Source organism: Streptomyces sp. NPDC001380 (genome assembly GCF_042895785.1).
Taxonomy (GTDB): domain Bacteria; phylum Actinomycetota; class Actinomycetes; order Streptomycetales; family Streptomycetaceae; genus Peterkaempfera.
Window position 1 is genome coordinate 235,936 of the sequence record NZ_JBIAWP010000005.1, and the last position, 25,147, is coordinate 261,082.

Consider the following 25,147-nt stretch of genomic DNA (forward strand, 5'->3'; position numbering starts at 1 on the left):
GACGCCCCGGACCGGCCGGGTCCGTCGCACCGGTGACCGAACTGCACTGCACCGCACCGCCGACCGGTACGCACCACGGCCCGGCGTGCGGCGCGACCCGTACCGCGCCACGGCGCCGTCCGTCCACGGGGCGGCCGTCCGCGGCACGGTCCCCGTCCGCCGCACGGACCTCTCCCCGGGCGGACCGGCGGCGGTGCGGCGCCCGCCCGGCCCGATCCGCACGGCGCCCGGCCGCCCGACGCCCTGCCCTCCGTGCGCCCCGTCCCGGTGGTTACTCTTCGGTAGCGTCCCCTTCCGGGGACGGACGCGACCATGGAGGCTGCCGTGACCATCCCCGCCGACCGAACCGCCGCCACCTCCGGAGCCGTGACCGGCGCGCAGGACCATGCGCAGGAGTGGGAGCAGGCGGGCGTGCGCCTCCTGGTGGAGGACGCCCTCGCCACCGTCACCCTCTGCCACCCGCAGCGCCGCAACGCCCAGACCCCCGCCATGTGGCGGGCGCTGGCGGCCGTCGGCCGCTCCCTGCCCGGCACGGTCCGGGTCGCCGTGCTCCGGGCCGAGGGCGTCTCCTTCTCCGCCGGGCTCGACCGCGCCATGTTCACCCCCGAGGGCATCCCCGGCGAGCCGAACCTGCTCGCGCTGGCCCACGCCGACGACGCCGACCTCGACGCGACCATCGCCGGCTACCAGGAGGCGTTCACCTGGTGGCGCCGCCCCGACCTGGTGACCGTGGCCGCCGTCCAGGGCCACGCGGTCGGTGCGGGATTCCAGCTCGCCCTCGCCTGCGACCTGCGCGTGGTCGCCGACGACGTGCAGTTCGCCATGAAGGAGACCTCGCTCGGCCTCGTCCCCGACCTGGCCGGCACCAAGCCGCTCACCGACCTCGTCGGCTACGCCCGGGCCCTGGAGATCTGCGCCACCGGCCGCTGGGTCGGCGCCGACGAGGCCGTCCGCACCGGCCTGGCCAACCTCGCGGTGCCCGCCGCCGACCTGGACGCCGCCGCCCGCGACCTGGCCGCGGCCCTGCTGGCCGCGCCCCGCGACGCGGTGATCGAGACCAAGGCGCTGCTCCGGGGCGCGGCCGGCCGCGACCACGACGCGCAGCGGGCCGCCGAGCGGGCCGCCCAGGCCCGGCGCATGCGCGACCTGGCCGGCCTGGGCGACTGACGGCCGCGCCCCCGGGCGTGCGGCGCCCGCCGCACGCCCGGGGGGACCGGACCCCCGCGGCACCGGCCGCCCGTCACCGGCCCCGCACGGCCACGGGCGCCGTACCGCCCCAGGTCCCGTACGGTCACAGGCCCTGTACGGTCACAGGCCCTGTACGGTCACAGGCCCCGCATCGCGCCGCCGTCCACCGGCACCATCACGCCCGTGAGGTAGGACGCCGCGGGTGACAGCAGGAACGCCGCGACCCTGCCGAACTCCTCCGGCGTCCCGTAGCGGCGCAGCGGGATGGCCGCGCTGTTGCGCTCCCGCTGGGCCTGCGGGTCCCCGCCCAGGGCGTCCAGCTCCCGCACCCGGTCGGTGTCGATCCGGGCCGGCAGCAGCCCCACCACGCGGATGCCGCGCGGTCCCAGCTCGTCGGCCATGGTTTTGGCGGCCATGGCCAGCCCCGGCCGCAGGCCGTTGGAGACCCCCAGGCCGCCGATGGGCTGCCGGACGGACGAGGACAGCACGAAGCCGATCACGCCGCCCTCCTCCAGCGCGGCCGCCGCCGACCGGGCCAGCCGCAGCGCCCCGAGGAAGACCGACTCGAAGGCGTCCCGCCACTGGTCGTCGTCGATCGCGGTGACCGCGCCCGCGGGCGGCCCGCCGACGCTGACCAGCACGCCGTCCAGCCGCCCGAACCGGGCCTGGGCGGCGGCGACCAGCCGCTCCGGGGTGCTGCTGTCGGCGTTGTCCGCCACCACCCCGAGGGCGCCGGGCGACCCGCCCAGCTCGGTGACGGCCTTGTCCACCGCCTCCTGCCCGCGGCCGGTGACCACGACCCGCGCGCCCTCGGCCACCAGCTGGCGGGCGGCGGCCAGCCCCAGGCCCCGGGTGGAGCCGGTCACGATGAAGACTCTGTCCCGCAGTCCAAGATCCATGGACCCATAGTGCCCCCCGCCGCCCGGCGGGCGCCGCCCCGCCGCACCGCGAGCCGTGCCGGAGCCGCACCGCGGGCCCGGCCGGGGGCCCGCGCGGCCCCGGGCACGGCGCGGGGCCGTGCGGGAGGTCAGGTGCCCGCACGGCCCCACAGCGACACTTCCCCGGGTGCGGCGCCGCTATCCCCCTCCGCGCCATCCCCCTCCGCCCGCGGCGGGTCCGCCCGCCGGACCGCACCGGGTCGGGCCCGCTCCGGCCGCCCCCGGTCTACTCCCCGGACGCCGACGCCCGGGCGGCCGGCTCCGGCTGCCCGGACCGTCCGCCCTCCCCGCCGCCGGCGCTCCCGGCCCGGGCGGCGTCCTCGGCGGCCGTGCCTCCGCGGTCGGTGCGGTCGGCCCCCTCCGGGCTGCCGGCACCGGACCCGGTCCCCTCGGGGTCCGGGCCGCCCCCGGGGGCGCCCTCCGCGTCCGCGTCCGCCGCCTGCGCGCGCAGGTCCGCCGCCTCCCGCCGCGCCAGCACCACCCAGCCCACCGGGACCGTCGCGGCGAAGAGCCACCACTGCACCGCGTACGCCATGTGCGGGCCGATGTCGGAGTGGTTCGGCTCGGGCAGCAGCTGGGCGTGGGCGCGCGGCTCGGGCGAGGTCGAGACCAGCTCGACGTAGCCGCCGAGCACCCGCTCGCCGGTCCGCCCGGCCTGCTGCCCGCTGTTGATCAGCATGTGCTGGCGGGCGGGCAGCCCGCCCCGGTCGCGGATGCCGCTGGTGCCCGGCGTCTCGTCGGCGCGGAGCCGCCCGGTGACGGTGACCGTCCCCGAGGGGGCGGCCGGCACCTTCGGGTAGGCGGTGGCGTCGTCCCCGGAGTCCACCCATCCGCGGTTGACCAGCACGGTGCCGCCGTCCGCCGTCACCAGCGGGGTCACCACGAAGTAGCCGATGGTGTCGCCGCCCGCGTCGGTGCGCTGGCGCACCACGAACTCGTGCGCGGCGTCGTAGCGCCCGGTGGCGCTGACCGTGCGCCAGACGAGGTCGCCGGGCACCCGGCGGCCCGGCCCGGTCAGCGACCCGATCGGTACCGGCCGCGCCGCCAGATTGCCGGCGATCAGGGCGTTGCGGGCCACCCGGGCCTCGTGGCGGTGCAGCTGCCAGAAGCCCAGCCGGACCATCACCGGCATGAGCACCAGCGCCAGCAGCGTGAGGGCCAGCCACCGCCGGGAGAGCAGAAAACGGTACACACCGGAACGGTACCCCTGCCGCCGCGGCCCGCCCCCGCCGGGGCGGTCCGCCCCCGCCCCGCGGGGCTCAGCGCTCCGCGCCGCCCGCTCCGCGGTCCGCCCCCGCCCCGCGGGGCTCAGCGCTCCGCGCCGCCCGCTCCGCGGTCCGCCCCCGGCCCGGGGGCCGTGCCGTGCGGCGCCACGTCCCGCAGCAGCTGCAGGAACCCCTGCTCGTCCAGGACCGGCGTGCCCAGCTCCCGGGCCCGGCGGGCCTTGCCGCTCCAGCTGCCGGGCTCGTTGGTGACCAGCAGGCTGGTCAGCCTGCTGACCGACGAGGCGACGTGCAGCCCGGCCTCCACGGCCCGGTCCTCCAGCAGCTCGCGGTCGGTGGCGGTGTCGCCGGTGAACGCCACCCGCATCCCCTGGACCAGCGGCCCGCCGTCCTGCCAGCGCCCCGGGTTCGGGTACGGGCAGGCCGTGCGGCGGCGCGAGGGCCGGTACGGGCCCCAGGAGGACCCGCCGCCGCGCACCCCCGGCGCCGGCCGCCCGGCGGCCGGCCGGTCCTCGGACTCCACCGGCGCCACGCACGCGGTCAGCGGCAGCGCCAGGCCCGCCGCGGCCGCCAGGTGCAGGCTGGGCCGGAAGGCCTCGGCCAGGACGCGGGCGTCGTCCAGCGCGTGGTGGGCCCGCTGCTGGGCCACGCCGAAGTGCGCGGCGAGCGACTCCAGCTTGTGGTTGGGCAGCGGCAGCCGCAGGTCGCGGGAGAGGACGATGGTGCAGAGCCGCTGCTCGACCGGGGCCGTGAGGCCCGCGCGGAGGAACTCGCGGGCGATCATGTTCCAGTCGAAGAGCGCGTTGTGCGCGACCAGCACCCGCCCGGCCAGCCGGGCGCCCAGCTCCTCCGCCACCTCGGGGAAGGTCGGGGCGCCCTCCAGCGCCTCGCTGGTGAGGCCGTGGATCCACACCGGACCGGGGTCGCGCTCGGGGTTGACGGGGCTGTACCAGTGGTCGACCACCGCGCCGCGGGCGTCCAGCCGGTACACGGCGGCGGAGACGATCCGGTCGCTGCGGCCCAGTCCGGTGGTCTCCACGTCGACGACCGCGTACCCCTCGGGGTACGCGTCGGGCCAGGAGGACTGCGGGTCGGCGAAGGGGGCGGCCCAGGCGGCGCCCCCGCCCCGGGGCTGGATCGCGTGCATGGGGGACCACTTTAGGGGCAGCCGCCGACAGGTGCCGGGGCGGCACCGGTGTCCGCTGCCGCCCCCCTTGGCCGGGAGTGCCCGTTCCGGCCTCCTCCGGGCCTTCCGTGCCCGGATGTCCGCCGCCTCCTCCCCGCCCTCCGACGACCGGCCGCGGCGCCGGTCACCCCCGGTGGCGGCGCGCGTCCGCCCGGGCCGCAGCCGATCGTGTCCGAGGCCTGTCACCGGATGGTCCACGGCTCTACGATGCGGCGGATGCACAAAGGAGTGCAAAGGAGTGGCGTGCGTCACGTGACGCAGCGTCACCCCGTGGCTGCGCCGCGCCCTCCGACGGGCGGTCACCACCCGCCGCCCCGCGCTCCGCCGCACCGCTCAGGACGACCCGCCCAGGACGACGTCAGGAGAGACCGAGTGGACACCACCCCGCAGCCGGACGCCCCGCCGCCCGGCGACCCCGGGACCTTCGCGCGCATCGAGGAGGGGGAGGAGTTCCGCGGCCTGCGCCGCTCCTTCCGCGGCTTCGCCTTCCCCCTCACCGCGGCCTTCGTGGCCTGGTACCTGCTCTACGTGCTGCTCTCCGGCTACGCCCCCGGCCTCATGGGCGCCACCGTGGCCGGCCACGTCAACGTCGCGCTGGTGATGGGGCTGCTCCAGTTCGCCACCACCTTCGCCATCGCCTGGCTCTACGCCCGCCACGCGGCCCGCCGGCTGGACCCGGCCGCCGCGGCCCTGCGCGGGCACGCCGGGGGCGGCACCGCCGCCGTCCCGGCCCCCGCCGCCTCCCCGTCCGCCGCGCCGCAGGAGGGTGCTGCCGAATGACCGCCCACGCCGTCACCGCACCGGCCCTGCTCGCCTCCGCGGCGACCCAGCACCGCGGCCTGACCGTCGCCCTCTTCACCGTCTTCGTCCTGGTCACCCTCGGCATCACCGTGTGGGCCGGCCGGCAGACCAGGGACGCCACCGACTTCTACGCCGGCGGCCGATCCTTCACCGGGTTCCAGAACGGCCTGGCCATCTCCGGCGACTACATGTCCGCCGCGTCCTTCCTCGGCATCGCCGGCGCCATCGCCCTCTTCGGCTACGACGGCTTCCTCTACTCCGTGGGCTTCCTCGTCGCCTGGCTGGTCGCCCTGCTGCTGGTCGCCGAGCCGCTGCGCAACTCCGGCCGGTACACCATGGCCGACGTCCTCGCCTTCCGGATGCGGCAGCGCCCGGTGCGCACCGCCGCGGGCATCTCCACCATCGTCGTCTCCGTCTTCTACCTGCTGGCCCAGATGGTCGGCGCCGGCTCGCTGGTCGCCCTCCTGCTCGGCGTCACCGGGGACGCCCCCAAGCAGTGGACGATCGTCGCCGTCGGCGCGCTGATGGTCCTCTACGTCACCGTCGGCGGCATGAAGGGCACCACCTGGGTGCAGATCGTCAAGGCGGTGCTGCTGATCGCGGGCACGCTGCTGCTCACGGTCCTGGTGCTGGCCAAGTACCACTTCAACCCGTCCGCGCTGCTCGGCGCGGCCTCCGAGGCCAGCGGCAAGGGCTCGGCGTTCCTGGAGCCGGGCCTCAAGTACGGGGCGACCGGCACCACCAAGCTGGACTTCCTCAGCCTGGCCCTGGCCCTCGTGCTCGGCACCGCGGGCCTGCCGCACATCCTGGTCCGCTTCTACACCGTGCCGACCGCCCGCGCCGCCCGCACCTCCGTCCTGTGGGCCATCGGCATCATCGGCGGCTTCTACCTGATGACCCTCGCGCTGGGCTTCGGCGCCGCCGCCCTCGTCGGCCCGGACGCCATCAAGGCGTCCAACCCGGCGGGCAACACCGCGGCCCCCCTGCTCGCCCAGGAGGTCGGCGGCGGCGCCGGGTCCACCGGCGGCGCGGTCCTGCTCGCGGTGATCTCGGCGGTGGCCTTCGCCACCATCCTGGCCGTCGTCGCCGGCCTCACCCTCGCCTCCTCGGCGTCCTTCGCCCACGACCTGTGGGCCAACGTCGTCCGCCGCGGCCGGGCGGGGGAGAAGGAGGAGGTCGGCGTCGCCAGGATCGCCGCCGTCGTCATCGGGGCGGTCGCCATCCTGCTCGCCATCTTCGCCGACAAGCTCAACGCCGCCGCCCTGGTCGCCCTGGCCTTCGCGGTGGCGGCCTCCGCGAACCTCCCCACCCTCCTCTACAGCCTCTTCTGGAAGCGGTTCACCACCGCCGGCGCCGTCTGCTCCGTCTACGGCGGCCTGGCCGTCTCGGTGCTGCTCGTCGTCTTCTCCCCGGTGGTCTCGGGCCGGCCCACCTCGCTGGTCCCCGGTGCCGACTTCGCCTGGTTCCCGCTGGAGAACCCCGGCCTGGTCTCCATCCCCGCCGGCTTCCTCCTGGGCTGGCTCGGCACCCTGCTCTCGAAGGAGACCGCCGACCCCGCCAAGTACGCGGAACTGGAGGTGCGCTCCCTCACCGGCCTCGGCGCCCACTGACACCGCTTCCGGCCGCCTCCCTGCCCCGCCGTCCGGCCTCCTCGCTGTCGGACGCGGCGACTAAGCTGGGCGCAAGGGACAGGGAGGTGGCCACCGTTCTCATCGACTCCTTCGGCCGCAAGGCCGTCGACCTGCGGGTCTCGCTCACCGACCGCTGCAACCTGCGCTGCACGTACTGCATGCCCGAGGAGGGCCTGCAGTGGCTGGCCAAGCCGCAGCTGCTGACCGACGACGAGATCGTCCGGCTCGTCCGGATCGCCGTCACCGGCCTGGGCGTCACCGAGGTCCGCTTCACCGGCGGCGAACCCCTGCTGCGGCCCGGCCTGGTGTCCGTCGTGGAGCGGTGCGCGGCCCTGGAGCCCCGGCCCGAGCTCTCCCTCACCACCAACGGCATCGGCCTGGCCCGCACCGCCGCCGCCCTGGCCGACGCCGGGCTCGACCGGGTCAACGTCTCCCTCGACACCCTCGACCCCGGGGTCTTCCGCACCCTGACCCGCCGCGACCGCCACCGCGACGTGCTCGACGGCCTCGCCGCCGCCGAGAAGGCCGGCCTCACCCCGGTCAAGGTCAACAGCGTGCTCATGCGCGGCGTCAACGACCACGAGGCCCCCGACCTGCTCGCCCACTGCCTGGAGCAGGGCTACGAACTGCGCTTCATCGAGCAGATGCCGCTCGACGCCCAGCACGGCTGGGACCGCTCCTCGATGGTCACCGCCGAGGAGATCCTGGAGCGCCTCTCCGCCCGCTTCACCCTCACCCCCGAGCCCGGGGCGCTGCGCGGTGCGGCACCCGCCGAGCGGTGGACCGTGGACGGCGGGCCGGGGACCGTCGGCGTGATCGCCTCGGTCACGCGTCCCTTCTGCCGGGCCTGCGACCGTACCCGGCTCACCGCCGACGGCCAGGTCCGCACCTGCCTCTTCGCCCGCGAGGAGACCGACCTGCGCGGCGCCCTGCGCGGCGGCGGCTCCGACGCGGAGATCGCGGAGCTGTGGCGGGCCGCCATGTGGGGCAAGAAGGCCGGCGCGGGGATCGACGACCCCGGCTTCCTCCAGCCCGACCGCCCGATGTCGGCCATCGGCGGCTGACCGGTCCGGGCCGCCGGGCCCCTGCCGGGCCCGGAACCCGCGCCCCCGTCCGGCCGTCCGGGGGAGGCCGCCTCCGGGCCCGCGCCCCGGCTACGGCCGCGGGGCCGCGTCCTCCCCGTGCCAGTCGGCGAGCGGCACCACGTCCTTGAGGAAGCCCCGGACGCCCAGGAACTGCGACAGGTGCTCGCGGTGCTCCCCGCAGGCCAGCCACGTCTTGCGGCGGTCCGGGGTGTGCAGCTTCGGGTTGTTCCAGGCCAGCACCCACACCGCCTCCGCCCGGCAGCCCTTGGCCGAGCAGACCGGGGCGCCGTCCGCGGTCCCTGCCGCCGACGGGGCGGTTCCGAGGAGGGACGGGGGCTGCTGCGGGGTGCTCATCGGGCGCTTCCTGACGGTGCCGGGGGAGGGAGGGGGCGTGCCGCCAGTCTGCCATCCGCTCCGCCCGCCCGGGGCCGAGGGGCCGGTGCGCCGGTCCGCGTCCGCCCGGGCCCCCGGACCCCACCGCCCCTGACCGGCGCGTACGGGCGGTCGTGCCGCACCGGGGAGCACCGGGCCCGGACATGGCGACGCCGGGCAGCCACGGGGGGAGCTGCCCGGCGTCGGTCCATCGCTCCGACGGGGGATGCGGAGCGTGTGAGCAGTATGGCACGCGCGGCACCCGCCGGAACCGCGGAACCCCCCGATTGATTTGAGCTTCTCCTGAGGTTTCCCATGCGGTGCCCTTCCGGGCAGAACGGGCCGCCGGACCGGGCAGGTGCTCAGTCCTGCCCGCGCCGGGTCTCCCGGCGCACCTCCTCGGCCTCGCCGACCAGCGTCACCGGCTCCCGGGGCTGCTCCGCGTCCTGCTCCCCGGCGGCCTCGGGGGCCCCGAGCATCGGCCTCGGCTGCGCCCCGACGAAGCTGTCGGGCAGCCCGGGGGCGTTCTCCCGCCCGGCGTTGGCGATCACCACCGCGACGTACGGCAGGAGTGCGCCGCCCACCAGGGCCACCCACGCCAGCGGGCGCTCCACGTTCCACAGCACCACCGCGAGGATCACGCACAGCGTGCGGATCGACATGGAGATGATGTAGCGGCGCTGCCGCCCCCGCACGTCCTCGCTGAGCCCGGTCCGTGCCCCGGTGATCCGGATGGCCTCGCCGTGCCCGCTGCTCTTGCCCATCACCCTCGCCACCCCATCTCCACGCCGGACCTCCGGGATCGCCGGGCCTCCGGTGTCGTCGGGTCCCCTACAACGGTACGCCGCGTTCCGGACGGGGACGACGGCCCCCCGGCGCGGTTGCGACATCCGGGGAGTAGGAGTTCGGCGCGAGGGCAGATGCCGGATGCACCCGGCAGGGGTCCGGGTCAGCAGCGAGAGGGAGAGAGAGCGCATGTCCTTCGTATGGGCCATCATCGCGGGCCTCATCATCGGTGTCATCGCCAAGCTCGTCCTGCCCGGCCGGCAGCCGATCCCGATCTGGCTGACCATCATCCTCGGCATCGTCGGCGCCCTGGTGGGCAACGCCCTCGCCACCGCCTTCGGCGTCCGCGACACCGGCGGCTTCGACTGGATCCGCCACATCCTCCAGGTCGGCGTCGCCGCCCTGCTGATCGCCGTCGTCACCCCCATGTGGGGCCGTCGGCGGGTGTGACCGCCCGGACCGCAGCGCTCCACAGCGGTCCACAGCGGTGCGGCCGGGCGGATCTCCGCCCGGCCGCACCGCTGTGCGCGGGCCCGTGCCGCAGCTGCGGCACGGGCCCGCGCCGTCCCCGGCCGCCCTGTCCTCCCCGGCCGCCCCGCCGTCCTCAGCCGGGGGAGAGGTACTGCGGCGGGACCGCCGCCGCCAGCCACACCCCGTTGGCGCTCACCCGGAAGACGTGGCCGGCGGCGGCCATCGCCGCCGCGTCCACCACCAGCACCACCGGCCTGCCGCGCCGGGAGCCGACCCGGACCGCGGTCGCCCGGTCGGCCGACAGGTGCACGTCCTGCCGGGACATGGGGCGCAGCCCCTCCCGGAGGACCGCCCCCAGGGTGCGCCCGGTGGTCCCGTGGTAGAGCACCGGCGGCGGGTCGGCGGGCGGCAGCCCGAGGTCCACCGCGACCGAGTGCCCCTGGCTGGCCCGGATGCGCAGGCCGTCCTCCGAGTAGGCGAAGCGGCGCTTGTCGTTGGAGGCCACGACGTGGTCGAGCTGATCCCGGGTGAGCGGCCGCCCGTGCCGGGCGAGGGCGGCCAGCAGCACCTCGACCTCCACCCACCCGGCGGGGTCCAGCTCGACGCCGGCCGCCGCCGGGTCGTGCCGCAGCACCCTGCTCAGGAACTTCGACGCCCTGACCGTGGTCCGCTCGTCCACGCCGTTTCCCCCTCGTCCTCTCCGCCCGCGCCGCTCGCCCGTCCCCCTCGGTGCCGGGCCCCTCAGGATGCCTGGCTGACCGAGCTCATGTTGAAGTCGCGCACCCGCAGCGGCGGCATGGCGGCCCGGGTGAACCAGTCGCCCCACTCGCGCGGCAGGCACCGCTCGGTGCGGCCCGCCTCGGCGACCCGGCCCAGCAGGTCCACCGGCGACTCGTTGAACCGGAAGTTGTTCACCGCGCCGACCACCTCGCCGCCCTCCACCAGGTACACGCCGTCCCGGGTGAGGCCGGTGAGCAGCAGCGTCGCCGGGTCCACCTCGCGGATGTACCACAGGCAGGTGAGCAGCAGCCCGCGCTCGGTGCGGGCGGCCATCTCCTCCAGCGTCGGCCCGTCGGCCCCGCCGCCCGCCTCCAGCACGAGGTTGTCCACGGAGGGGGCCACCGGGAGGCCGGTCAGCCCGGCCGTGTGGCGGGTCGTCAGCAGGTTCGCCAGCTCCCCGTCGCGGATCCAGTCGGTCGCCGCGAGCGGCAGCCCGTTGTCGAACGCCGACTGGTTGCCGCCGGAGGAGTGCGCGACCACGAACGGCGCCGCCTCCAGGCCCGGCTCCGCCGGGTCCGACCGCAGCGTCAGCGGCAGCGCCGACAGCCGTTCGCCCACCCGGGTGCCGCCGCCGGGCCGGCTGAAGACGGTGCGGCCCTCGGCCGCGTCCCGCCCGCCGAGCGACCAGCCCAGGTAGACCATCAGGTCGGCGACGGCCGACGGGGGCAGCAGCGTCTCGTACCGCCCGGCGGGCAGGTCGATCCGCCGCTTGCCCCACTCCAGGCGCCGCCGGAGGTCCTCCTCCATGGCGCCCGGGTCGACGTCGCGGAAGTCCCGGGTGGCCGCGCCCGCCCAGGCGGAGCCCGACAGGTCGGCGGTCTTGGCGTTCAGCTCCACGGTGCCGGTCGGCTGGTCGTGGCGCAGCCGCAGGCCGGTGGAGGTCCCCAGGTAGGTGGAGGCCATCTCGTGCCGGGCGAACCCGTACAGCAGCCGCCCGCCGTCGCGGCAGCGGGCGAACGCCTCGCCGAGCGCGGGCGCGAAGTCGCCGAAGACGCCGATGCCGGTCTCCGCGGGGGCCTCGGTGAAGGCCGCGTCGGTGCGGCCGCCCGCGACCAGCGGCTGCGCGTCCTCGGCCGGGCCCGCCTCGCGGGCGGCGGCCTCGGCGGCCCGGACCAGCGCCTCCAGCTCGTCGGCGGTCACCGCCTCCCGGGAGACCACGCCGGAGGCGGTGCCCTCGGCGCCGTCCACGGTGGCGATCACGGTGAGGGTGCGGCTGCGGGTGACGCCGTTGGTGGTGAGCGCGTTGCCCGCCCAGCGCAGGTTGGCGGAGGACTCCTCGTCGGCGATGACGACGCAGCCGTCGGCGCGGGAGAGCTCCAGCGCCCGCTCGACGACCTCGTGCGGCGCGGTGCCGTGGGTGGACTGCATCAGCGACCCGCCTCCTGCTGGGTGTTGAGCACGTTGACGTTGCGGAAGAGCGCCGACGGGCAGCCGTGGCTGACCGCGGCCGTCTGGCCCGGCTGGGCCTTGCCGCAGTTGAAGGCGCCGCCGAGGACGTAGGTCTGCGGGCCGCCGACGGCCTCCATGGACCCCCAGAAGTCGGTGGTCGTCGCCTGGTAGGCCACGTCCTTGACCTGGCCCGCGAGCCGCCCGTTCCGGATGCGGTAGAACCGCTGGCCGGTGAACTGGAAGTTGTAGCGCTGCATGTCGATCGACCACGAGCGGTCGCCGACGACGTAGACGCCGTCCTCCACCGCGGCGATCAGCCCCTCGGTGTCCGGGCCGTCCGCCGCGGGCTGCAGCGAGACGTTGGCCATCCGCTGCACCGGCACGTGCGAGGGCGAGTCGGCGAAGGCGCAGCCGTTGGACCGGCCCATGCCCTTGAGCCGGGCCATGCGGCGGTCCAGCTGGTAGCCGACGAGCACGCCGTCCTTCACCAGGTCCCAGGACTGCGTCTCCACGCCCTCGTCGTCCCAGCCGATGGTGGCCAGGCCGTGCTCGGCGGTGCGGTCGCCGGTGACGTGCATGACCTCGGAGCCGTACCGCAGGCTCCCCAGCCGGTCGAAGGTCGCGAAGGAGGTGCCCGCGTACGCGGCCTCGTAGCCCAGCGCCCGGTCCAGCTCGGTGGCGTGGCCGATCGACTCGTGGATGGTCAGCCACAGGTTGGAGGGGTCGACCACCAGGTCGTAGCGCCCGGCCTCCACGCTCGGCGCCCTCATCTTCTCGGCCAGCAGCCCCGGGATCTCCGCGAGCTCGCGGTCCCAGTCCCAGCCGGTGCCGCGCAGGTACTCCCAGCCGCGCCCGGCCGGCGGCGCCAGGGTGCGCATCGAGTCGAACGCGCCCGTCCGCTCGTCCACCGCCACGGCCTCCAGCTCCGGGTGCAGCCGGACGCGCTGCTGGGTGGTGACCGTGCCCGCGGTGTCCGCGTAGAACTTGTTCTCCTGGACGGTCAGCAGCGACGCGTCCACGTGGGAGACCCCGTCCGCCGCCAGCAGCCGCCGGCTCCAGTCGGCGAGCAGCGCGGTCTTCTCCGCGTCCGGCACCTCGAAGGGGTCGACCTCGTACGAGGAGACCCACACCCCGTCCCGGTGCACCGGCTCCTCGGCCAGCTCCACCGGGTCGCCGCCGCCCGCCGCCGCGCCGATCCGCGCCGACAGCCGGGCCACCTCCACCGCCTGCTCCGCCACCCGGGCCGCGGCCGCGGGCGTCAGGTCCACCCCGGCCGCGAAGCCCCAGGCGCCGTCCAGCACCACCCGCACGGCGAAGCCGAGCTGGAGGCTGTCCGACGACCCCGCCGGGCGGGCGTCGCGCAGTCTCCAGGAGGCGTTGCGGATCCGCTCCAGGCGGAAGTCGGCGTGGCTCGCGCCCAGCTCCGACGCCCGGCTCAGGGCGGCGTCCGCGAGGGAGCGCAGCGGAAGGGCGAGGAAGAGCGGGTCGACGGCCCGCTCGCGGGCCGTGGGGGGTGTCTCCGGCATGGGGCTCCCTGTCCGGGTCGGTGGTGTCCGGGCCGACGGTGTCGCGCCGCCGCCCCGGGGTGCGCCCGGACGGCGGCGTGCGGGCGCCCCGGCACAGGAGCGCCCGCACGGCATCATCGCGTGTCCACCCGTTTGCTGCCAGCGTGTTTCCCGGCGCGCCGCCGCGGCCCCGTCCGTGCACGGACCGAGGTCCGCCCCCGCGCCGCCGGACCCGGCCCCGGCCCCGGCGGTCCGGGGCGGGGGAGCGCCGTCAGCCGGCGCGGCGCCTGCGCCAGGCCGCCGCCAGGACGCACACCACCGTCAGCTCGGCCGCGGCGAACGCCACGGCCCCGAAGGCGGTCATCGCCCGGTCGTGCCCGGCGACGCCGACCGAGAACAGCGCCACCCCCAGCAGGAACGCCAGCCCCGCCCCGATCACGACCGTGCCCAGCCAGACGTCCCGGGCGGCCGCCCGGACCCTGCTGCGGCGGTCGCCGAAGGAGGCCAGCAGGCGCGCCAGCACCGGGTCGCGCTCGCTCAGGTGCCGCTCGATGTCGGCGAGGACCCGCCTGTCGTGCATGGAGAGACCCATGGGCCACCTCCCTGTTCGGCGCCGTGTGCGGCCCCGTCGCAGGCCCTCCGAGGAACCGGCGGCGGCTCTCGTGCCGCACCCCTCCTCCATCGTCCCACGGTCCGTCCCGCCGGGCCCGTCAGGACCTCCCGTCCGCCCGGCCCGCCCGGCCCGCCTGCCCCTCCCGTCCCGCCCGTCCCGCCCGTCCCCTCAGTCCGCCTCGGGGGAGCCGGTGATCCGCAGCTTCCGCTGGACCCGCTGGTAGAAGGTGGTCCGGCCGAGCCGCACCACCCGCGAGGCCCCCGGCAGCACGGTGACGCCGACGCTGTCGCCGGGCCCCACCCGCCCCACCACGCGCCCGTCGGCCTCCACGGCGAGCTCCCCGCTGCGCGGCAGCACGTCCAGCTCCAGCTTCTCGCCGCCCGACAGGTACAGGGCCCGGTTGAACGCCGAGTGCGGTGCCACCGGCGTCACCAGCACCCCCTCGGCGCCGGGCGAGACGATCGGCCCGCCCGCCGAGAAGCTGTACGCCGTCGAACCGGTGGGCGTCGCCACGATCACCGCGTCCGCCGCGTAGCTCACGAAGGCGTGCCCGTCGACCCGGATGCCGACCGCCGCCGAGCGGTCCCCGGGCACCCGCACCAGGGCGATGTCGTTGAAGGCCAGCTCCTCGCATCCGCCGCCGACCGCCCGGACGCCCGAGCGCTCCTCCACGGTGAAGCGGCGCTCGTCGATCGCGCACAGCGCCTCCGGCACCTCCGGGATGTCCACCTCCGCGAGGAAGCCCAGCCGGCCGACGTTGACGCCCAGGACCGGCGTGCCGACGCCCGCCGCCAGCCGCATCGCCCGCAGCATGGTGCCGTCCCCGCCCAGGCTGAGCACCAGGTCCGCCCGCCGGACGAGCTGCCCGGCCTCCACGGCCACCGCCGCCCCGTCCAGCCGCGCCGCCTCCCCGGGCGAGGCCAGGACCGTCCCGCCGCGCGACCGGGTCCACTCCACGATCGTCGCGACCGTCTCCGCGCACTCCCGCTCCGGGTGCAGTACCAGGCCCACCGTGTTGACCAGTCCCATGCCGCCGGCTCCCGCGCTCGCTCCGACCCGTCCACCCTCCAGTCACGCACACCCGGCCCCCGGCCACAAGGCGCCCCCGCGGGCGCCGGGGTCCGCCGGCCGGGCCCCGCGGCGGGCGGCGCGCGGTAGCGTGGTCCGCCGGAGGCGGATTCCTGCCGAACACGCCCCGCACGCAACGCCGTTGACGTCCGGGACCGGGCCGAGGTGCGGAGGTGCGGATGACGGGGCGGGAGCTGTCGCCGGCGGACCACACCAGGAAGGAGGTCCGCGAGGTCCTCCAGCGGCTCGTCTGCGACCGGGGGTGGACGCTGCGCAGGGGCGGGCACTGGGGCGTCCTGCACTGCTCCTGCAGTCCGCTCTGCACCCGGGTCCTGGTGCCGGGGACGCCCCGGAGCGCGAGCACCGCGGCCCGCCGGATCGCGCAGGCCGCGGCCCGCTGCCCGAAGCCCGAGGACGACCCCAGCCGTCCCCCGAGAGGCGGCGTTGTCGTTTGACAACGGCGGGCCGCTGGGCGAAGCTGCGGCGGGGGACGGCGGACCCCGGTGCCCCGGTCCGGGCGGCACCGTCCGGGAGAGCGGGGCGTATGGAGTTCGAGTTCACCTTCGTCGTCGACGGCGTCACGCCGGACGACGAGGCGGCCGCGACGATCCTCGTCGAGCGGTTCGACGGGCTGCTCGCCGAGCACCGCGGCCGGTGCCTGCTCACCGTCTCCGCCGAGGCCGGCACCGCCCTGGAGGCCGCGCACGCCCTCGTGACCGGTCTGCGCCGCGCCCTGCCCGGCCTGCGCGTGCTGCGGCTCGACCCCGAGCTCGTCGGAATCTCCGACATCGCGGAGCGCTGCGGGCGCAGCCGCCAGAACGTCGCCCAGTGGGTCGCCGGGGAGCGCCGGGCCGCGGCCGAGGCGCCCTTCCCCGAGCCCGAGGGCACGGCCGGGCACTCCCTCGTCTGGCGCTGGGCCGAGGTCAACGCCTGGCTGGCGCGGGTCGGCGCCGACGACGGCATGGTGCGCGCCAGCCGCGACGAGGCGCTGCTCATCGACCTCTCGCTGCGGTTCTGGCAGGAGCCGGAGGGCCCGCACGCGGCGCCCGGGCAGACCCTGGAGATCACCGTGGTCGCGGACGGCGACGAGCACCGCGAGGACCGCGAGTACGTCCGCACCCACCTGGACCGGATGATCGCCGAACGGCCTGAGGTGCTGAGCCACCTCGCGGGGCTGCCCCGGGGCGACGCCGGCCGGCTCGTCGTCGTCTGCGCGGTGCCCTTCGACCGGCTGGACAGCGTGGTGCGGCTGCTCGGCCCGCACACCGCCTCCGGCGCCCTGGCCGTGCGCACGGGCGACTCCGAGCTCCACCTCACCGCGCTCTCGGCCGTCCCGCTCCCGGGCACCGTGCCGATCGACCGGCTCGGCCTCGGCGAGGGGGCCACCGTCGCCGACCTGGTCCTGCTCCAGCGCAACGGGTCGGTCGCCCCGCCCACCTCGCTGGCCCTGCCCGTCGGCTGACCGGCCGCTGCCGCGGGGCGCCCGGCACGCGCCGTCGGCCGGTCCGGGGGCGGAGGGGAGGGTCCGGGCGGAGGAGGCTCCGGCGGCGCGGGTCCGGGCGGCGGACGGCCCGGGCGGCGGGCTCAGGCGGCGGCCGGTACGGGGAGGGGGCCGTCGGGGAGGGGCTGCTCGGTCCAGATGACCTTGCCGCGGGGGGTGTAGCGGGTGCCCCAGCGCTGGGTCAGGCGGGCCACCAGGAAGAGCCCGCGGCCGCCCTCGTCGCCGGAGTCGGCCCGGCGCAGCCGGGGGGAGGTGCTGCTCCCGTCGGCGACCTCGCAGACCAGGGCGCTGTCGCGGAGCAGCCGCAGCCGGATGGGCCCGGTGGCGTGGCGGATGGCGTTGGTGACCAGTTCGCTGAGGACCAGCTCGGTGGTGAAGGCGAGGTCGTCCAGCCCCCACGCGGCGAGCTGCCGCAGCGCCGTGGCCCGCATGGCGGAGACCGCGGCCGGGGCGGCCGGGATCTCCCACTCGGCGACCTGCGCCGGCCCGAAGGCGCGGGTGCGGGCGACGAGCAGCGCGACGTCGTCGTGCGGGTCGGTGGCGGGCAGGGCGTCGAGCACCGCGTCCCTGGTCTGCCGGGCGGTGGGGCCGGCGTGGCGCAGCGCCCCGCGCAGCCGCTCCAGCCCGAGGACGGGGTCGTGTGCGCCGCCCTGCAGCAGGCCGTCGGTGTAGAGGACCAGCCGGCTCCCCTCGGGCAGGTCCAGCTCGGCGGTCTCGAAGGGCATCCCGCCCAGGCCGAGCGGTGGCCCGGCGGGGAGCTCGGGGAAGTCGACCGTGCCGTCGGGGGCCACCAGCGCGGGGAGGGGGTGGCCGGCGCGGGCCAGGGTGCAGCGCCGCGCGACCGGGTCGTAGACCGCGTACAGGCAGGTCGCGCCGATGACGCCGTCGCCCCCGCCGCCCCCGTCGCCGCCCCCCGCCTCCTCATCGAGGCGGCCGACCAGGTCGTCGAGGTGGGTGAGGAGCTCGTCGGGCGGCAGGTCGAGGGCGGAGAAGTTGTGGACGGCGGTGCGCAGCCGGCCCATGGTGGCGGCGGCGTGCAGGCCGTGCCCGACGACGTCGCCGACGACCAGGGCCACCCGGCCGCCGGACAGCGGGATCGTGTCGAACCAGTCCCCGCCGACGGCGGCGTGGGAGGGCAGGTAGGAGTGGGCGACCTCCACGGCGTTGTGCCCGGGGAGCCGGTGCGGCAGCAGGCTGTGCTGCAGGGCCAGGGCGGTGGCGTGCTCCCGGGTGTACCGGCGGGCGTTGTCGATGCAGACGGCGGCACGCGCCACGAACTCCTCGGCCAGGGAGAGGTCGTCGTCCTCGAAGGGCTCGGGCCTGCGGAGCCGGTAGAAGCTCGCCACGCCCAGCACCACGCCGCGGGCGCGCAGCGGGACGGACATCAGGGAGTGCACCCCGAACCCCAGGATCCGCCCCGACTCCTCGGGGCGCTGGGCGGTCCACCCGGAGGACTCGGCCAGCCGGGGCTCCAGCACCGCCCGCCGTCCGGTGTAGGCGCGCGCCTGCGGGCTGTCGGGGATGAACCGCACCAGCTCGCCGACGGCGTAGAAGGGGCAGTCGCCGGCGAGGCCGACCGCCGCCGTGCGGCGCAGCTCGGCGTCCGGTCCGGCCGGAGCGGGCTCCTCGCCCTCCAGGACGCAGTCCGGCAGGTCCACCGTGACGTGGTCGGCGAGGCCCGGCACGGCGACCCGGGCCAGCTCCTCGGCGGTGCGCCGCAGGTCGAGGGTGGTGCCGATGCGCACCCCGGCCTCGTACAGCAGGTCCAGCCGCCGGCGGGCGGCGACGGCGAGGCTGCCGACCCCGGGCTCGCCCACGAGCAGCAGCCACCGGCCGGCCGCACCGCCGGTGCCCGTGCCGTCCGTCCCCGTGCCGTCCGTCGCCGTGCCGTCCGTGGCCGCACCGCCCGTGCCCGTACTGCCCGTGCCCGTGCGGGTGACCGCCCCGCCCGTGCCGGGGGTCCCACCGCGGCCCCCGGAGCCGTTCGCGGAGCTGTTCGCAGCGCCGCCCGCGACCGCCGGTCCGGTCCCCGCGGCCGGGGCGGGGGAGACGCTGGCCTCCACGGCCACGCCCGCGATCCCGCCGGGGCCGCTCACCGGCCGGGAGTACAGCACGGCCGCGCCGCCGCCCGTGAGCGGCACCTCGACCGCCCCCCGCCCGGGCGCCGAGATCAGCCGGGTGGCCTGCTCGCGGAGCCGTACCAGGTCCCCGGAGCCGACCGCCGCGTCCGGGGTGAGGAGCGTCGCGGGCCCGGGGTCCGCCGGCCGTACGCGGCTCCCGGCCCGGGCGTACGCCCGCAGCAGGGCCTCCTCCCGCTCCCGGTACCGGGCGAGCAGCCGGCCCTCGATGTCGGCCGCGATCCGGCGGACGAGCACCTCCATCTGCGGGTTGGCGTCGTCCTGCCGGCAGGTGATGTCCACGGCGCCCTCGATGCGGCCGCTGACGGGGTCGCGGATCGGGGCGGCCGCGCAGGCGTACGGGCGCAGCCGCTCGGCGAAGTGCTCCGCGCCCAGCACCAGGCACGGCCGCCGCTCCACGAGGGCGGTGCCGCAGGCGTTGGTGCCGACGTCGGACTCGGCGTAGCTGAAGCCCGGTACGACCAGCAGGTCCTCGAGGACCGCGCGCAGGGAGGGGTCGCCCACCCGGCAGTGCAGCACGGTGGCGTCCGCGTCGGTGAGGGCCACCGCCACACGGCTGTCGGCGATGGTCGACTCGAAGCGGTCCAGGACGGGCGCGGCCGCGCGCAGCAGCCGCTCGGCGGCCGCCGGGTCGCCGCGGAAGGGGAGTTCGGACCAGTCGGGCAGGAGGCCAAGGGAGCGGCACCGGCGCCAGGATTCGAGGATCGGGGGGCGAACGTACGTCGTCAGGGGCTCTCCGGCGAGGAACCTGTCGTAGGTGTCGACGGTGAGCCGGGCGGTACCCCCCAGGACGTCCGCCATCCGGATCACTTCCCTCAGGGCGGATCGGGCCGTGTGCAGCAGGCCATCTTCAGGATAGGCCATAGGGGGACAAGTCCCCCTGCCGGGCCACCCCTGCCGGGCCACCCCTGTCGTGCCGCCTCCACGCGTGCCGTCCGACCCGTGCCGTCCGACCCGTGCCGGCCGCGGCCGGGCGGGCGCACCCCCGGCCCCCGCTCCCGCACCGCGCGGTGGAGGGCCGGTCCGGCCCGGGGCCGGTTTTCCGGTTGGCGGACGGTCCGCGGTCGGGCAGACTGCCCGGCGATGGACATGATCGTTGACACGGCGGGCGGGCGGGTGCGCGGGTTCGAGGCCGCCGAGGGGGTGGCGGCCTGGCTCGGCGTGCCGTACGCCGCGCCGCCCTTCGGGGAGGCGCGGTTCCGGGAGCCGCAGCCGGCCGAGCCCTGGCACGGCGTCCGGGACTGCCTGCGGTTCGGTCCGACCGCCCCCCAGTCCGCCGAGCTGCCCGGCATGCCCCCCTGGTCGCCCGGCGACCAGGACGTGCTCACCCTCAACGTGTGGGCCCCCCTCGTCCGTGAAGGGGACGTCCGTGAGGGCGGCGCCCGTGGAGGCGGCGTCCGGGGCGGGGAGCGGCGGGGCGGTGCGCTGCCGGTCCTGATGTGGATCCACGGCGGCGCGTACACCTTCGGCTCCTCCTCGCAGCCCGACCACGACGGCACCGCCCTCGCCCGCGCCGGGCTGGTCGTGGTGACCTGCAACTACCGGGTGGGCTTCGAGGGGTTCGGCCACGTCCCCGGGCACCCGCACAACCGCGGGCTGCTCGACCAGGCCGCGGCGCTGCGCTGGGTCCGCGACAACGCCGCCTCCTTCGGCGGCGACCCGGGGAACGTCACCGTGGCCGGGCAGTCCGCCGGCGGCGGCGCGGTGCTCTGCCTGACCGTGATGGAGCAGGCCCGCGGCCTGTTCCGCCGCGCGGTCGCGCACAGCGTCCCCGACAGCTACGAGCCCGTCGCGACCGCCGCCGCCGTCACCGCGCGGATCGCCGCGGCGGCCGGGGTGGCGCCCACCGCCGAGGGCCTCCGCTCCGCACCGCCCGAGGCCCTGGTCGCGGCCGCCGACCGGGTCGCCGCCCACCGGGACCGGACCCCGGACGGCGCCCAGGACGGCGCACCGGACGGCGTACCCGGCCCGGAACGCACCGACGTGCTCTTCGGCCCGGTCGTGGACGGGGACGTCCTGCCCGCCGCGCCCCTCGACGCGCCCCCCGACCCGGCCCTGGACCTGCTGCTCTGCCACACCACCGAGGAGTGGTGGCTCTTCGACGCGGTGGGGCAGGCCCTCCCGGCCGCCACGGAGGCGGACCTCGCCGCGACGGCGGCGGCGCTCGGCCTCCCCCGGGAACTCGCCGACGGGTACCGGGCGCTGATGCCGGACGCCCCGGTCGCCGACGTCTCCCTGGCCCTCACCGGCGACGCGGTCTTCTCCGAGCACACCTGCCGCCTCGCCGAGCACCACGCCCGGGGCGGCGGCCGGGCGTACCTCGCCCGCTTCGACCGGCGCCGCGACACCCCCCGCGGGCGGGTCCGGGCCTGGCACGCCGCCGACGTGCCGTTCGCCTTCGGCACCCTGGACCGGCCCGAGCTCGCCTTCCTGGTCGGCGGCCCGCCCGACGACGCCGACCGGGCGCTCTCCGACCGCATGGTGCGGTCCTGGGCGGCCTTCGCCGCCGACGGCGACCCCGGCTGGCCGCCGCTGACCGCCGACGGAGGACCCGTGCACGTCTGGTCCGTACCGCAGGACGCCCTCGTCCCCGGCGCCGGGACGCCCGTGCGGGCCCTGTGGCGGACGGCCGTCCCCGGCCCGACCCGCTCCTCGCGCCTGCCGGACCCGCAGGGCTGACCGGACCCGCAGAACCAACCGGACCGGGGGCCGACCGGACCGGGCGCGGCCGGGCCGCAGCGGACCCGGCAGCCCGACGGCCCCGCCGCCCGGCGCCCCCCGCGCCCCGGCGGTCCGCAGGTCTCAGCTGCCCGCGCCGCCCCCGGCCGTGCGGACGGCCCAGCCGGTCACCAGCGCGGTCACCCGCGGGTCCAGCGGCAGGCGTGCCTCCCGCCGGTAGGCGCGCAGCGACGGCGGGCCGGACCGGGCGCGCAGGGTGTGGGTGACGTCGGGGAGCCGGCGGGTCTCCACCGGCCCCCGCACCAGTCCGGCGATCACCGCGAGGTCGTCCGGGTCCACCTGGAGGTCCTTCTCCCCGGTGACCGCGAGCACCGGCACGCGGACCCGGGCCAGGTCCGCCGCCGGACCGTACGCCAGGTACTCGCGCACCCAGCGGGCGTTGAGGCGGACCCCGCCGATCCGGGCCGTGTCGCCGGTGGTGGCCCTCACCCGTGCGTGGTTGGCCGCGACCCTGGCCTCCAGGTCCGTCCGCAGGAGCCGCAGGACCGCCCGCACCGGGGCGGGCAGTGTCGGCGCGATCCGCCGGGCCTGCCACCGCAGCACCTCCTCGCCCGGCCGGGCCGCCCCGCAGAGCAGGCCGAGGCCCGCCACGTCCGCGCCGCGGCCGGCGAGCGCCGTCGCCAGGACGGCGCCCTCGCTGTGGCCGAGCAGCAGCAGCCGTCCGGCGTCCGCCTCCCCGCGGGCGGCCAGGGCGGCGAGGGCGGCCTGCGCGTCGTCGACGTTGTCGTACAGCCCGGCGCGGCGCCAGTCCCCGGGGCCGGCGCCCACGCCCCGCTTGTCGTAGCGGAGCGAGGCCAGGCCGGCGCCGGCCAGGGCGTGCGCGAGCAGGCGGGTCACGCCGAGCGGCATCCGGCGGTGGTCGGAGTCGCGGTCGACCGGCCCCGAGCCGGGCAGCAGCAGGACGGCCGGGTGAGGTCCGGGGCCGTCGGGGAGGGCGAGCGTGCCGGAGAGCCGCCGGCCGCCGCAGGCGAAGGGGAGCGGGAGCTCGCGCACCCCCGTCACCGGCCGAGGGCGGCCGCGAGGGCCGCCGCGTCGTCGGTGCCGAGCAGCAGCTCGTCCCAGGGCTGCCCGGTGAGCCGCACCCGCAGGGCGGGCTGCCCGCGCCGGACGGAGACCAGGGCCTTGCGGCCGCGGCCGCGCCAGGTCCCCAGCCTGCGCACGCCGGGCACCCCGAGCCCCGGGGCCCGCAGCCCGCGGGCCGCCGCGAGGCTGTCGGCCGCGGGCACGGCCTCCGCGCCGGCGACGGCGGCCGGCGGCACGCGCACGTCGCGTACCAGGCCGAGGGCCTTCTCCCACGCGGTGAAGCGGACGTCGAGCCCGGTTGCGGTGAGGCGCACGGTGGTCATGGATCGATTCTTATCATTATCGAGAATGAAGTCAATTGTGAGAGCATGGGACCCGGAGGTGGACGAGACGATGGCTTCGGCGGACCTTCTGCTGCACCCGGTGCGGCTCCGCATCGTCCAGGCGCTGCTCGGCGGCAGGGAGATGACCACGGCCGACATCCGGGCGGAGGTCACGGGCGTGCCCCCGGCGACGCTCTACCGGCAGATCGCCGCGCTCGCCGACGGCGGCGTGCTGGAGGTGGCCGCCGCGCGGAAGGTGCGGGGCGCCGTCGAGCGGACCTACCGGCTGCGCACCGAGGCCGCGTCCGTCGGCCCCGAGGAGGCCGCCGGGATGACCCGCGAGACGCACGCGCGGGCCTTCCTCACCTTCGTCTCCGGCCTCCTCGCCGACTTCGACCGCTACCTCGCCGCCGCCGGGCCCGAGCCCGGCGCCGAACCCGGCGCCGCCGGTGTCGACCTCGCCCGCGACATGGCCGGCTACCGCCAGGCGGCGCTGTACCTCACCGACGAGGAGCTGGCGGACCTCCTCGCCGACCTGCGCGCCGTCCTGGAGCCCCGGCTGGCCCTGCGGCCGGGCGGCGACCGGGTCCGACGCCTGCTCACCACCGTCCTCATGCCCGCCCCCGAGGGGCCCCGGCCGCGCTGACGGCCCCCCCGCCGGAGCCCCGCCGCCGCTGCCCGGACTGTGGGGAACCCACAGTTCGACGCCGTACGAGCTGTGGGAGGCGGAGGCACGTGAGGCCCCGGCGGCCGGATAGCGTCACAATGCGCGCCCTCGCCGCGCCCGTCCCGCCGCCTCGGGGGGACACCCGGCCGGGGCATCCGGCCGGTCCGCCCGGCCGGCCCCGTACGACCAGGAAAGCCCCGTACGACCAGGAAAGAGGTGGACCGTTGAGCCGCTCGGTTCTCGTCACCGGAGGAAACCGGGGCATCGGCCTCGCGATCGCCCTAGCCTTCGCGGAGGCCGGCGACAAGGTCGCCGTCACCAGCCGGTCCGGTGAGGTCCCCGAGGCGCTCGCCGGGTACGACGTGCTCGCCGTGAAGTGCGACATCACCGACTCCCGGCAGGTCGAGGACGCCTTCAAGGAGATCGAGGAGAGGCACGGCCGGGTCGAGGTGCTGGTCGCCAACGCCGGCATCACCCGGGACACCCTGCTGCTGCGCATGTCGGAGGAGGACTTCACCTCCGTCCTGGACACCAACCTCACCGGCACCTTCCGCGTCGTCAAGCACGCGGCCAAGGGCATGCTGCGCCTGCGGAAGGGGCGGATCGTCCTGATCTCCTCCGTCGTCGGCCTGCTGGGCTCCCCGGGCCAGGCCAACTACGCCGCCTCCAAGGCCGGACTGGTCGGCTTCGCCCGCTCCCTCGCGCGCGAGCTGGGCTCGCGCAACATCACCGTCAACGTCGTCGCCCCGGGCTTCGTCGACACCGACATGACCGCGGTGCTCGACGAGGAGCGCCGCGCGGAGATCCTCGCGGGCGTGCCCCTCGGCCGCTACGCCGCGCCCGCCGAGATCGCCTCCGCGGTGCGCTTCCTCTCCTCGGACGACGCCGCGTACATCACCGGAGCCGTCGTTCCCGTCGACGGCGGATTGGGCATGGGTCACTGATCACCATGAGCGGACTTCTCAACGGCAAGCGGATCCTGGTCACGGGCGTCCTGCTCGAGTCCTCCATCGCCTTCCACACGGCCAGGCTGGCGCAGGAGCAGGGCGCGGAGATCGTCCTCACCGGCTTCGGCCGGATGAGCCTGGTCGAGCGGATCGCCAACCGGCTGCCCAAGCCGGCCCCCGTGATCGAGCTCGACGTGCAGAACACCGAGCAGCTGGACAGCCTCGCGGACCGGGTGCGCGAGCACCTGCCCTCCCTCGACGGCGTGGTGCACTCCATCGGCTTCGCGCCGCAGGACGCACTGGGCGGCAACTTCCTGAACACCCCGTGGGAGTCGGTCGGCACCGCCGTCCACGTCTCGGCGTACTCGCTGAAGTCGCTCACCATGGCCTGCCTGCCGCTCATGGAGAACGGCGGCTCGGTGGTGGGCATGGACTTCGACGCCACCGTCGCCTGGCCGCAGTACGACTGGATGGGCGTCGCCAAGGCCGCCCTGGAGTCGACCTCCCGCTACCTGGCGCGCGACCTGGGCGAGCGCAACGTCCGGGTGAACCTCGTCTCGGCCGGCCCCATCAAGTCGATGGCCGCCAAGTCGATCCCCGGCTTCGAGGAGCTGGCCTCCGTCTGGGAGACCCGCGCCCCCCTCTCCTGGGACCTCAGCGACCCGGAGCCCGCCGCGCGCGGCGTCGTGGCGCTGCTGTCCGACTGGTTCCCCAAGACCACCGGCGAGATCGTCCACGTCGACGGCGGCCTGCACGCCATCGGCGCCTGACGC

General features: G+C 76.9%; 24 protein-coding genes. 11 read left to right on the top strand and 13 right to left on the bottom strand.

The window, feature by feature from the left end; all coding sequences use genetic code 11:
* Positions 1–366: 366 nt before the first annotated feature.
* Positions 367–1,167, top strand: a complete 801-nt coding sequence (locus ACFY07_RS09130; RefSeq protein WP_390868121.1) for an enoyl-CoA hydratase/isomerase family protein — start codon at positions 367–369, stop codon at positions 1,165–1,167.
* A gap of 158 nt (positions 1,168–1,325) precedes the next feature.
* Here ACFY07_RS09130 and ACFY07_RS09135 read toward each other — a convergent pair whose 3' ends face one another.
* The 3 genes from ACFY07_RS09135 to ACFY07_RS09145 form a co-directional block, all read right to left on the bottom strand.
* Positions 1,326–2,087 (bottom strand): SDR family oxidoreductase, encoded by a 762-nt coding sequence (locus ACFY07_RS09135; RefSeq protein ID WP_390868070.1) that lies wholly within the window; start codon positions 2,085–2,087, stop codon positions 1,326–1,328.
* A gap of 265 nt (positions 2,088–2,352) precedes the next feature.
* On the bottom strand, positions 2,353–3,318 hold the full coding sequence (locus ACFY07_RS09140; RefSeq protein ID WP_390868071.1) for an SURF1 family protein: 966 nt from the start codon (positions 3,316–3,318) through the stop codon (positions 2,353–2,355).
* A gap of 116 nt (positions 3,319–3,434) precedes the next feature.
* A complete protein-coding gene (locus ACFY07_RS09145) occupies positions 3,435–4,496 on the bottom strand; it encodes a DEDDh family exonuclease (protein ID WP_390868072.1) in 1,062 nt (353 codons plus the stop codon).
* A 411-nt stretch (positions 4,497–4,907) separates the two neighbouring features.
* Between ACFY07_RS09145 and ACFY07_RS09150 the strand changes: the two genes are divergently transcribed.
* From ACFY07_RS09150 to moaA, 3 genes are all read left to right on the top strand, one after another.
* Entirely contained in the window at positions 4,908–5,315 is a 408-nt protein-coding gene (locus ACFY07_RS09150; protein WP_390868073.1) for a DUF485 domain-containing protein, read from the top strand.
* Positions 5,312–6,946, top strand: a complete 1,635-nt coding sequence (locus ACFY07_RS09155) for a cation acetate symporter (protein WP_390868074.1) — start codon at positions 5,312–5,314, stop codon at positions 6,944–6,946. The genes ACFY07_RS09150 and ACFY07_RS09155 overlap by 4 nt, the downstream gene beginning before the upstream one ends.
* Before the next feature lie 86 nt (positions 6,947–7,032).
* A complete protein-coding gene (gene moaA, locus ACFY07_RS09160) occupies positions 7,033–8,031 on the top strand; it encodes a GTP 3',8-cyclase MoaA (RefSeq protein ID WP_390868075.1) in 999 nt (332 codons plus the stop codon).
* 90 nt (positions 8,032–8,121) lie between these two features.
* On the opposite strand, the gene ACFY07_RS09165 is transcribed toward moaA, so the two are convergent.
* Positions 8,122–8,406: a hypothetical protein gene (locus ACFY07_RS09165; protein WP_230651465.1), complete on the bottom strand. Its 285-nt coding sequence runs from the start codon at positions 8,404–8,406 to the stop codon at positions 8,122–8,124.
* Positions 8,407–8,786: 380 nt separating this feature from the next.
* Positions 8,787–9,188 carry a DUF3099 domain-containing protein gene (locus ACFY07_RS09170; protein WP_390868122.1) on the bottom strand — a complete coding sequence of 134 codons (402 nt, stop codon included), beginning with the start codon at positions 9,186–9,188 and terminating at the stop codon, positions 8,787–8,789.
* Between the two features lie 211 nt (positions 9,189–9,399).
* Here ACFY07_RS09170 and ACFY07_RS09175 point away from each other — a divergent pair, with 211 nt between their 5' ends.
* The gene (locus ACFY07_RS09175) at positions 9,400–9,660 is read left to right on the top strand and encodes a GlsB/YeaQ/YmgE family stress response membrane protein (protein WP_230651468.1); all 261 of its coding nucleotides are present in this window, start codon (positions 9,400–9,402) and stop codon (positions 9,658–9,660) included.
* A gap of 154 nt (positions 9,661–9,814) precedes the next feature.
* Here ACFY07_RS09175 and ACFY07_RS09180 read toward each other — a convergent pair whose 3' ends face one another.
* The 5 genes from ACFY07_RS09180 to ACFY07_RS09200 all read right to left on the bottom strand — a co-directional run bounded on the left by ACFY07_RS09180 (position 9,815) and on the right by ACFY07_RS09200 (position 14,997).
* Positions 9,815–10,360, bottom strand: coding sequence for an RNA 2'-phosphotransferase (locus tag ACFY07_RS09180; protein ID WP_390868076.1), 546 nt, complete (start codon positions 10,358–10,360; stop codon positions 9,815–9,817).
* Positions 10,361–10,422: 62 nt separating this feature from the next.
* Positions 10,423–11,829 carry a metallopeptidase TldD-related protein gene (locus ACFY07_RS09185; protein ID WP_390868077.1) on the bottom strand — a complete coding sequence of 469 codons (1,407 nt, stop codon included), beginning with the start codon at positions 11,827–11,829 and terminating at the stop codon, positions 10,423–10,425.
* Complete coding sequence (locus ACFY07_RS09190) at positions 11,829–13,376, bottom strand: TldD/PmbA family protein (RefSeq protein WP_390868078.1); 1,548 nt, start codon at positions 13,374–13,376, stop codon at positions 11,829–11,831. The genes ACFY07_RS09185 and ACFY07_RS09190 overlap by 1 nt, the downstream gene beginning before the upstream one ends.
* A gap of 250 nt (positions 13,377–13,626) precedes the next feature.
* Positions 13,627–13,947, bottom strand: coding sequence for a DUF3040 domain-containing protein (locus ACFY07_RS09195; protein WP_390868079.1), 321 nt, complete (start codon positions 13,945–13,947; stop codon positions 13,627–13,629).
* A 189-nt stretch (positions 13,948–14,136) separates the two neighbouring features.
* On the bottom strand, positions 14,137–14,997 hold the full coding sequence (locus tag ACFY07_RS09200) for an NAD(+)/NADH kinase (protein WP_390868080.1): 861 nt from the start codon (positions 14,995–14,997) through the stop codon (positions 14,137–14,139).
* 218 nt (positions 14,998–15,215) lie between these two features.
* On the opposite strand from ACFY07_RS09200, the gene ACFY07_RS09205 reads away from it, so the two are divergent.
* Together ACFY07_RS09205 and ACFY07_RS09210 are read left to right on the top strand one after the other, a co-directional pair.
* On the top strand, positions 15,216–15,491 hold the full coding sequence (locus ACFY07_RS09205) for a hypothetical protein (protein ID WP_390868081.1): 276 nt from the start codon (positions 15,216–15,218) through the stop codon (positions 15,489–15,491).
* Between the two features lie 89 nt (positions 15,492–15,580).
* On the top strand, positions 15,581–16,498 hold the full coding sequence (locus tag ACFY07_RS09210) for a helix-turn-helix transcriptional regulator (protein WP_390868082.1): 918 nt from the start codon (positions 15,581–15,583) through the stop codon (positions 16,496–16,498).
* A 122-nt stretch (positions 16,499–16,620) separates the two neighbouring features.
* Here ACFY07_RS09210 and ACFY07_RS09215 read toward each other — a convergent pair whose 3' ends face one another.
* Positions 16,621–19,476 (bottom strand): SpoIIE family protein phosphatase, encoded by a 2,856-nt coding sequence (locus ACFY07_RS09215; protein ID WP_390868083.1) that lies wholly within the window; start codon positions 19,474–19,476, stop codon positions 16,621–16,623.
* Between the two features lie 282 nt (positions 19,477–19,758).
* Between ACFY07_RS09215 and ACFY07_RS09220 the strand changes: the two genes are divergently transcribed.
* Positions 19,759–21,354 (top strand): carboxylesterase/lipase family protein, encoded by a 1,596-nt coding sequence (locus ACFY07_RS09220; protein WP_390868084.1) that lies wholly within the window; start codon positions 19,759–19,761, stop codon positions 21,352–21,354.
* A gap of 123 nt (positions 21,355–21,477) precedes the next feature.
* On the opposite strand, the gene ACFY07_RS09225 is transcribed toward ACFY07_RS09220, so the two are convergent.
* Together ACFY07_RS09225 and ACFY07_RS09230 are read right to left on the bottom strand one after the other, a co-directional pair.
* Positions 21,478–22,407 (bottom strand): alpha/beta hydrolase family protein, encoded by a 930-nt coding sequence (locus tag ACFY07_RS09225; RefSeq protein ID WP_390868085.1) that lies wholly within the window; start codon positions 22,405–22,407, stop codon positions 21,478–21,480.
* Positions 22,408–22,412: 5 nt separating this feature from the next.
* On the bottom strand, positions 22,413–22,760 hold the full coding sequence (locus ACFY07_RS09230; RefSeq protein ID WP_390868086.1) for a hypothetical protein: 348 nt from the start codon (positions 22,758–22,760) through the stop codon (positions 22,413–22,415).
* Positions 22,761–22,797: 37 nt separating this feature from the next.
* Here ACFY07_RS09230 and ACFY07_RS09235 point away from each other — a divergent pair, with 37 nt between their 5' ends.
* From ACFY07_RS09235 to fabI, 3 genes are all read left to right on the top strand, one after another.
* Entirely contained in the window at positions 22,798–23,406 is a 609-nt protein-coding gene (locus tag ACFY07_RS09235; RefSeq protein WP_390868087.1) for a helix-turn-helix domain-containing protein, read from the top strand.
* Positions 23,407–23,651: 245 nt separating this feature from the next.
* The gene (gene fabG, locus ACFY07_RS09240; protein WP_390868088.1) at positions 23,652–24,371 is read left to right on the top strand and encodes a 3-oxoacyl-[acyl-carrier-protein] reductase; all 720 of its coding nucleotides are present in this window, start codon (positions 23,652–23,654) and stop codon (positions 24,369–24,371) included.
* Between the two features lie 5 nt (positions 24,372–24,376).
* Positions 24,377–25,144 carry an enoyl-ACP reductase FabI gene (gene fabI / locus ACFY07_RS09245; RefSeq protein WP_230651509.1) on the top strand — a complete coding sequence of 256 codons (768 nt, stop codon included), beginning with the start codon at positions 24,377–24,379 and terminating at the stop codon, positions 25,142–25,144.
* Positions 25,145–25,147: the final 3 nt, after the last annotated feature.

Coding starts and splice junctions, on each gene's coding strand:
- ACFY07_RS09215 (WP_390868083.1), bottom strand. CDS start 19,476: ATGGCGGACGTCCTGGGGGGTACCGCCCGGCTCACCGTCGACACCTAC.
- ACFY07_RS09190 (WP_390868078.1), bottom strand. CDS start 13,376: ATGCCGGAGACACCCCCCACGGCCCGCGAGCGGGCCGTCGACCCGCTC.
- ACFY07_RS09230 (WP_390868086.1), bottom strand. CDS start 22,760: ATGACCACCGTGCGCCTCACCGCAACCGGGCTCGACGTCCGCTTCACC.
- ACFY07_RS09195 (WP_390868079.1), bottom strand. CDS start 13,947: ATGGGTCTCTCCATGCACGACAGGCGGGTCCTCGCCGACATCGAGCGG.
- ACFY07_RS09145 (WP_390868072.1), bottom strand. CDS start 4,496: ATGCACGCGATCCAGCCCCGGGGCGGGGGCGCCGCCTGGGCCGCCCCC.
- ACFY07_RS09170 (WP_390868122.1), bottom strand. CDS start 9,188: ATGGGCAAGAGCAGCGGGCACGGCGAGGCCATCCGGATCACCGGGGCA.
- ACFY07_RS09175 (WP_230651468.1), top strand. CDS start 9,400: ATGTCCTTCGTATGGGCCATCATCGCGGGCCTCATCATCGGTGTCATC.
- ACFY07_RS09155 (WP_390868074.1), top strand. CDS start 5,312: ATGACCGCCCACGCCGTCACCGCACCGGCCCTGCTCGCCTCCGCGGCG.
- ACFY07_RS09185 (WP_390868077.1), bottom strand. CDS start 11,829: ATGCAGTCCACCCACGGCACCGCGCCGCACGAGGTCGTCGAGCGGGCG.
- ACFY07_RS09165 (WP_230651465.1), bottom strand. CDS start 8,406: ATGAGCACCCCGCAGCAGCCCCCGTCCCTCCTCGGAACCGCCCCGTCG.
- ACFY07_RS09135 (WP_390868070.1), bottom strand. CDS start 2,087: ATGGATCTTGGACTGCGGGACAGAGTCTTCATCGTGACCGGCTCCACC.
- ACFY07_RS09205 (WP_390868081.1), top strand. CDS start 15,216: ATGACGGGGCGGGAGCTGTCGCCGGCGGACCACACCAGGAAGGAGGTC.
- ACFY07_RS09220 (WP_390868084.1), top strand. CDS start 19,759: ATGGACATGATCGTTGACACGGCGGGCGGGCGGGTGCGCGGGTTCGAG.
- ACFY07_RS09210 (WP_390868082.1), top strand. CDS start 15,581: ATGGAGTTCGAGTTCACCTTCGTCGTCGACGGCGTCACGCCGGACGAC.
- fabI (WP_230651509.1), top strand. CDS start 24,377: ATGAGCGGACTTCTCAACGGCAAGCGGATCCTGGTCACGGGCGTCCTG.
- ACFY07_RS09200 (WP_390868080.1), bottom strand. CDS start 14,997: ATGGGACTGGTCAACACGGTGGGCCTGGTACTGCACCCGGAGCGGGAG.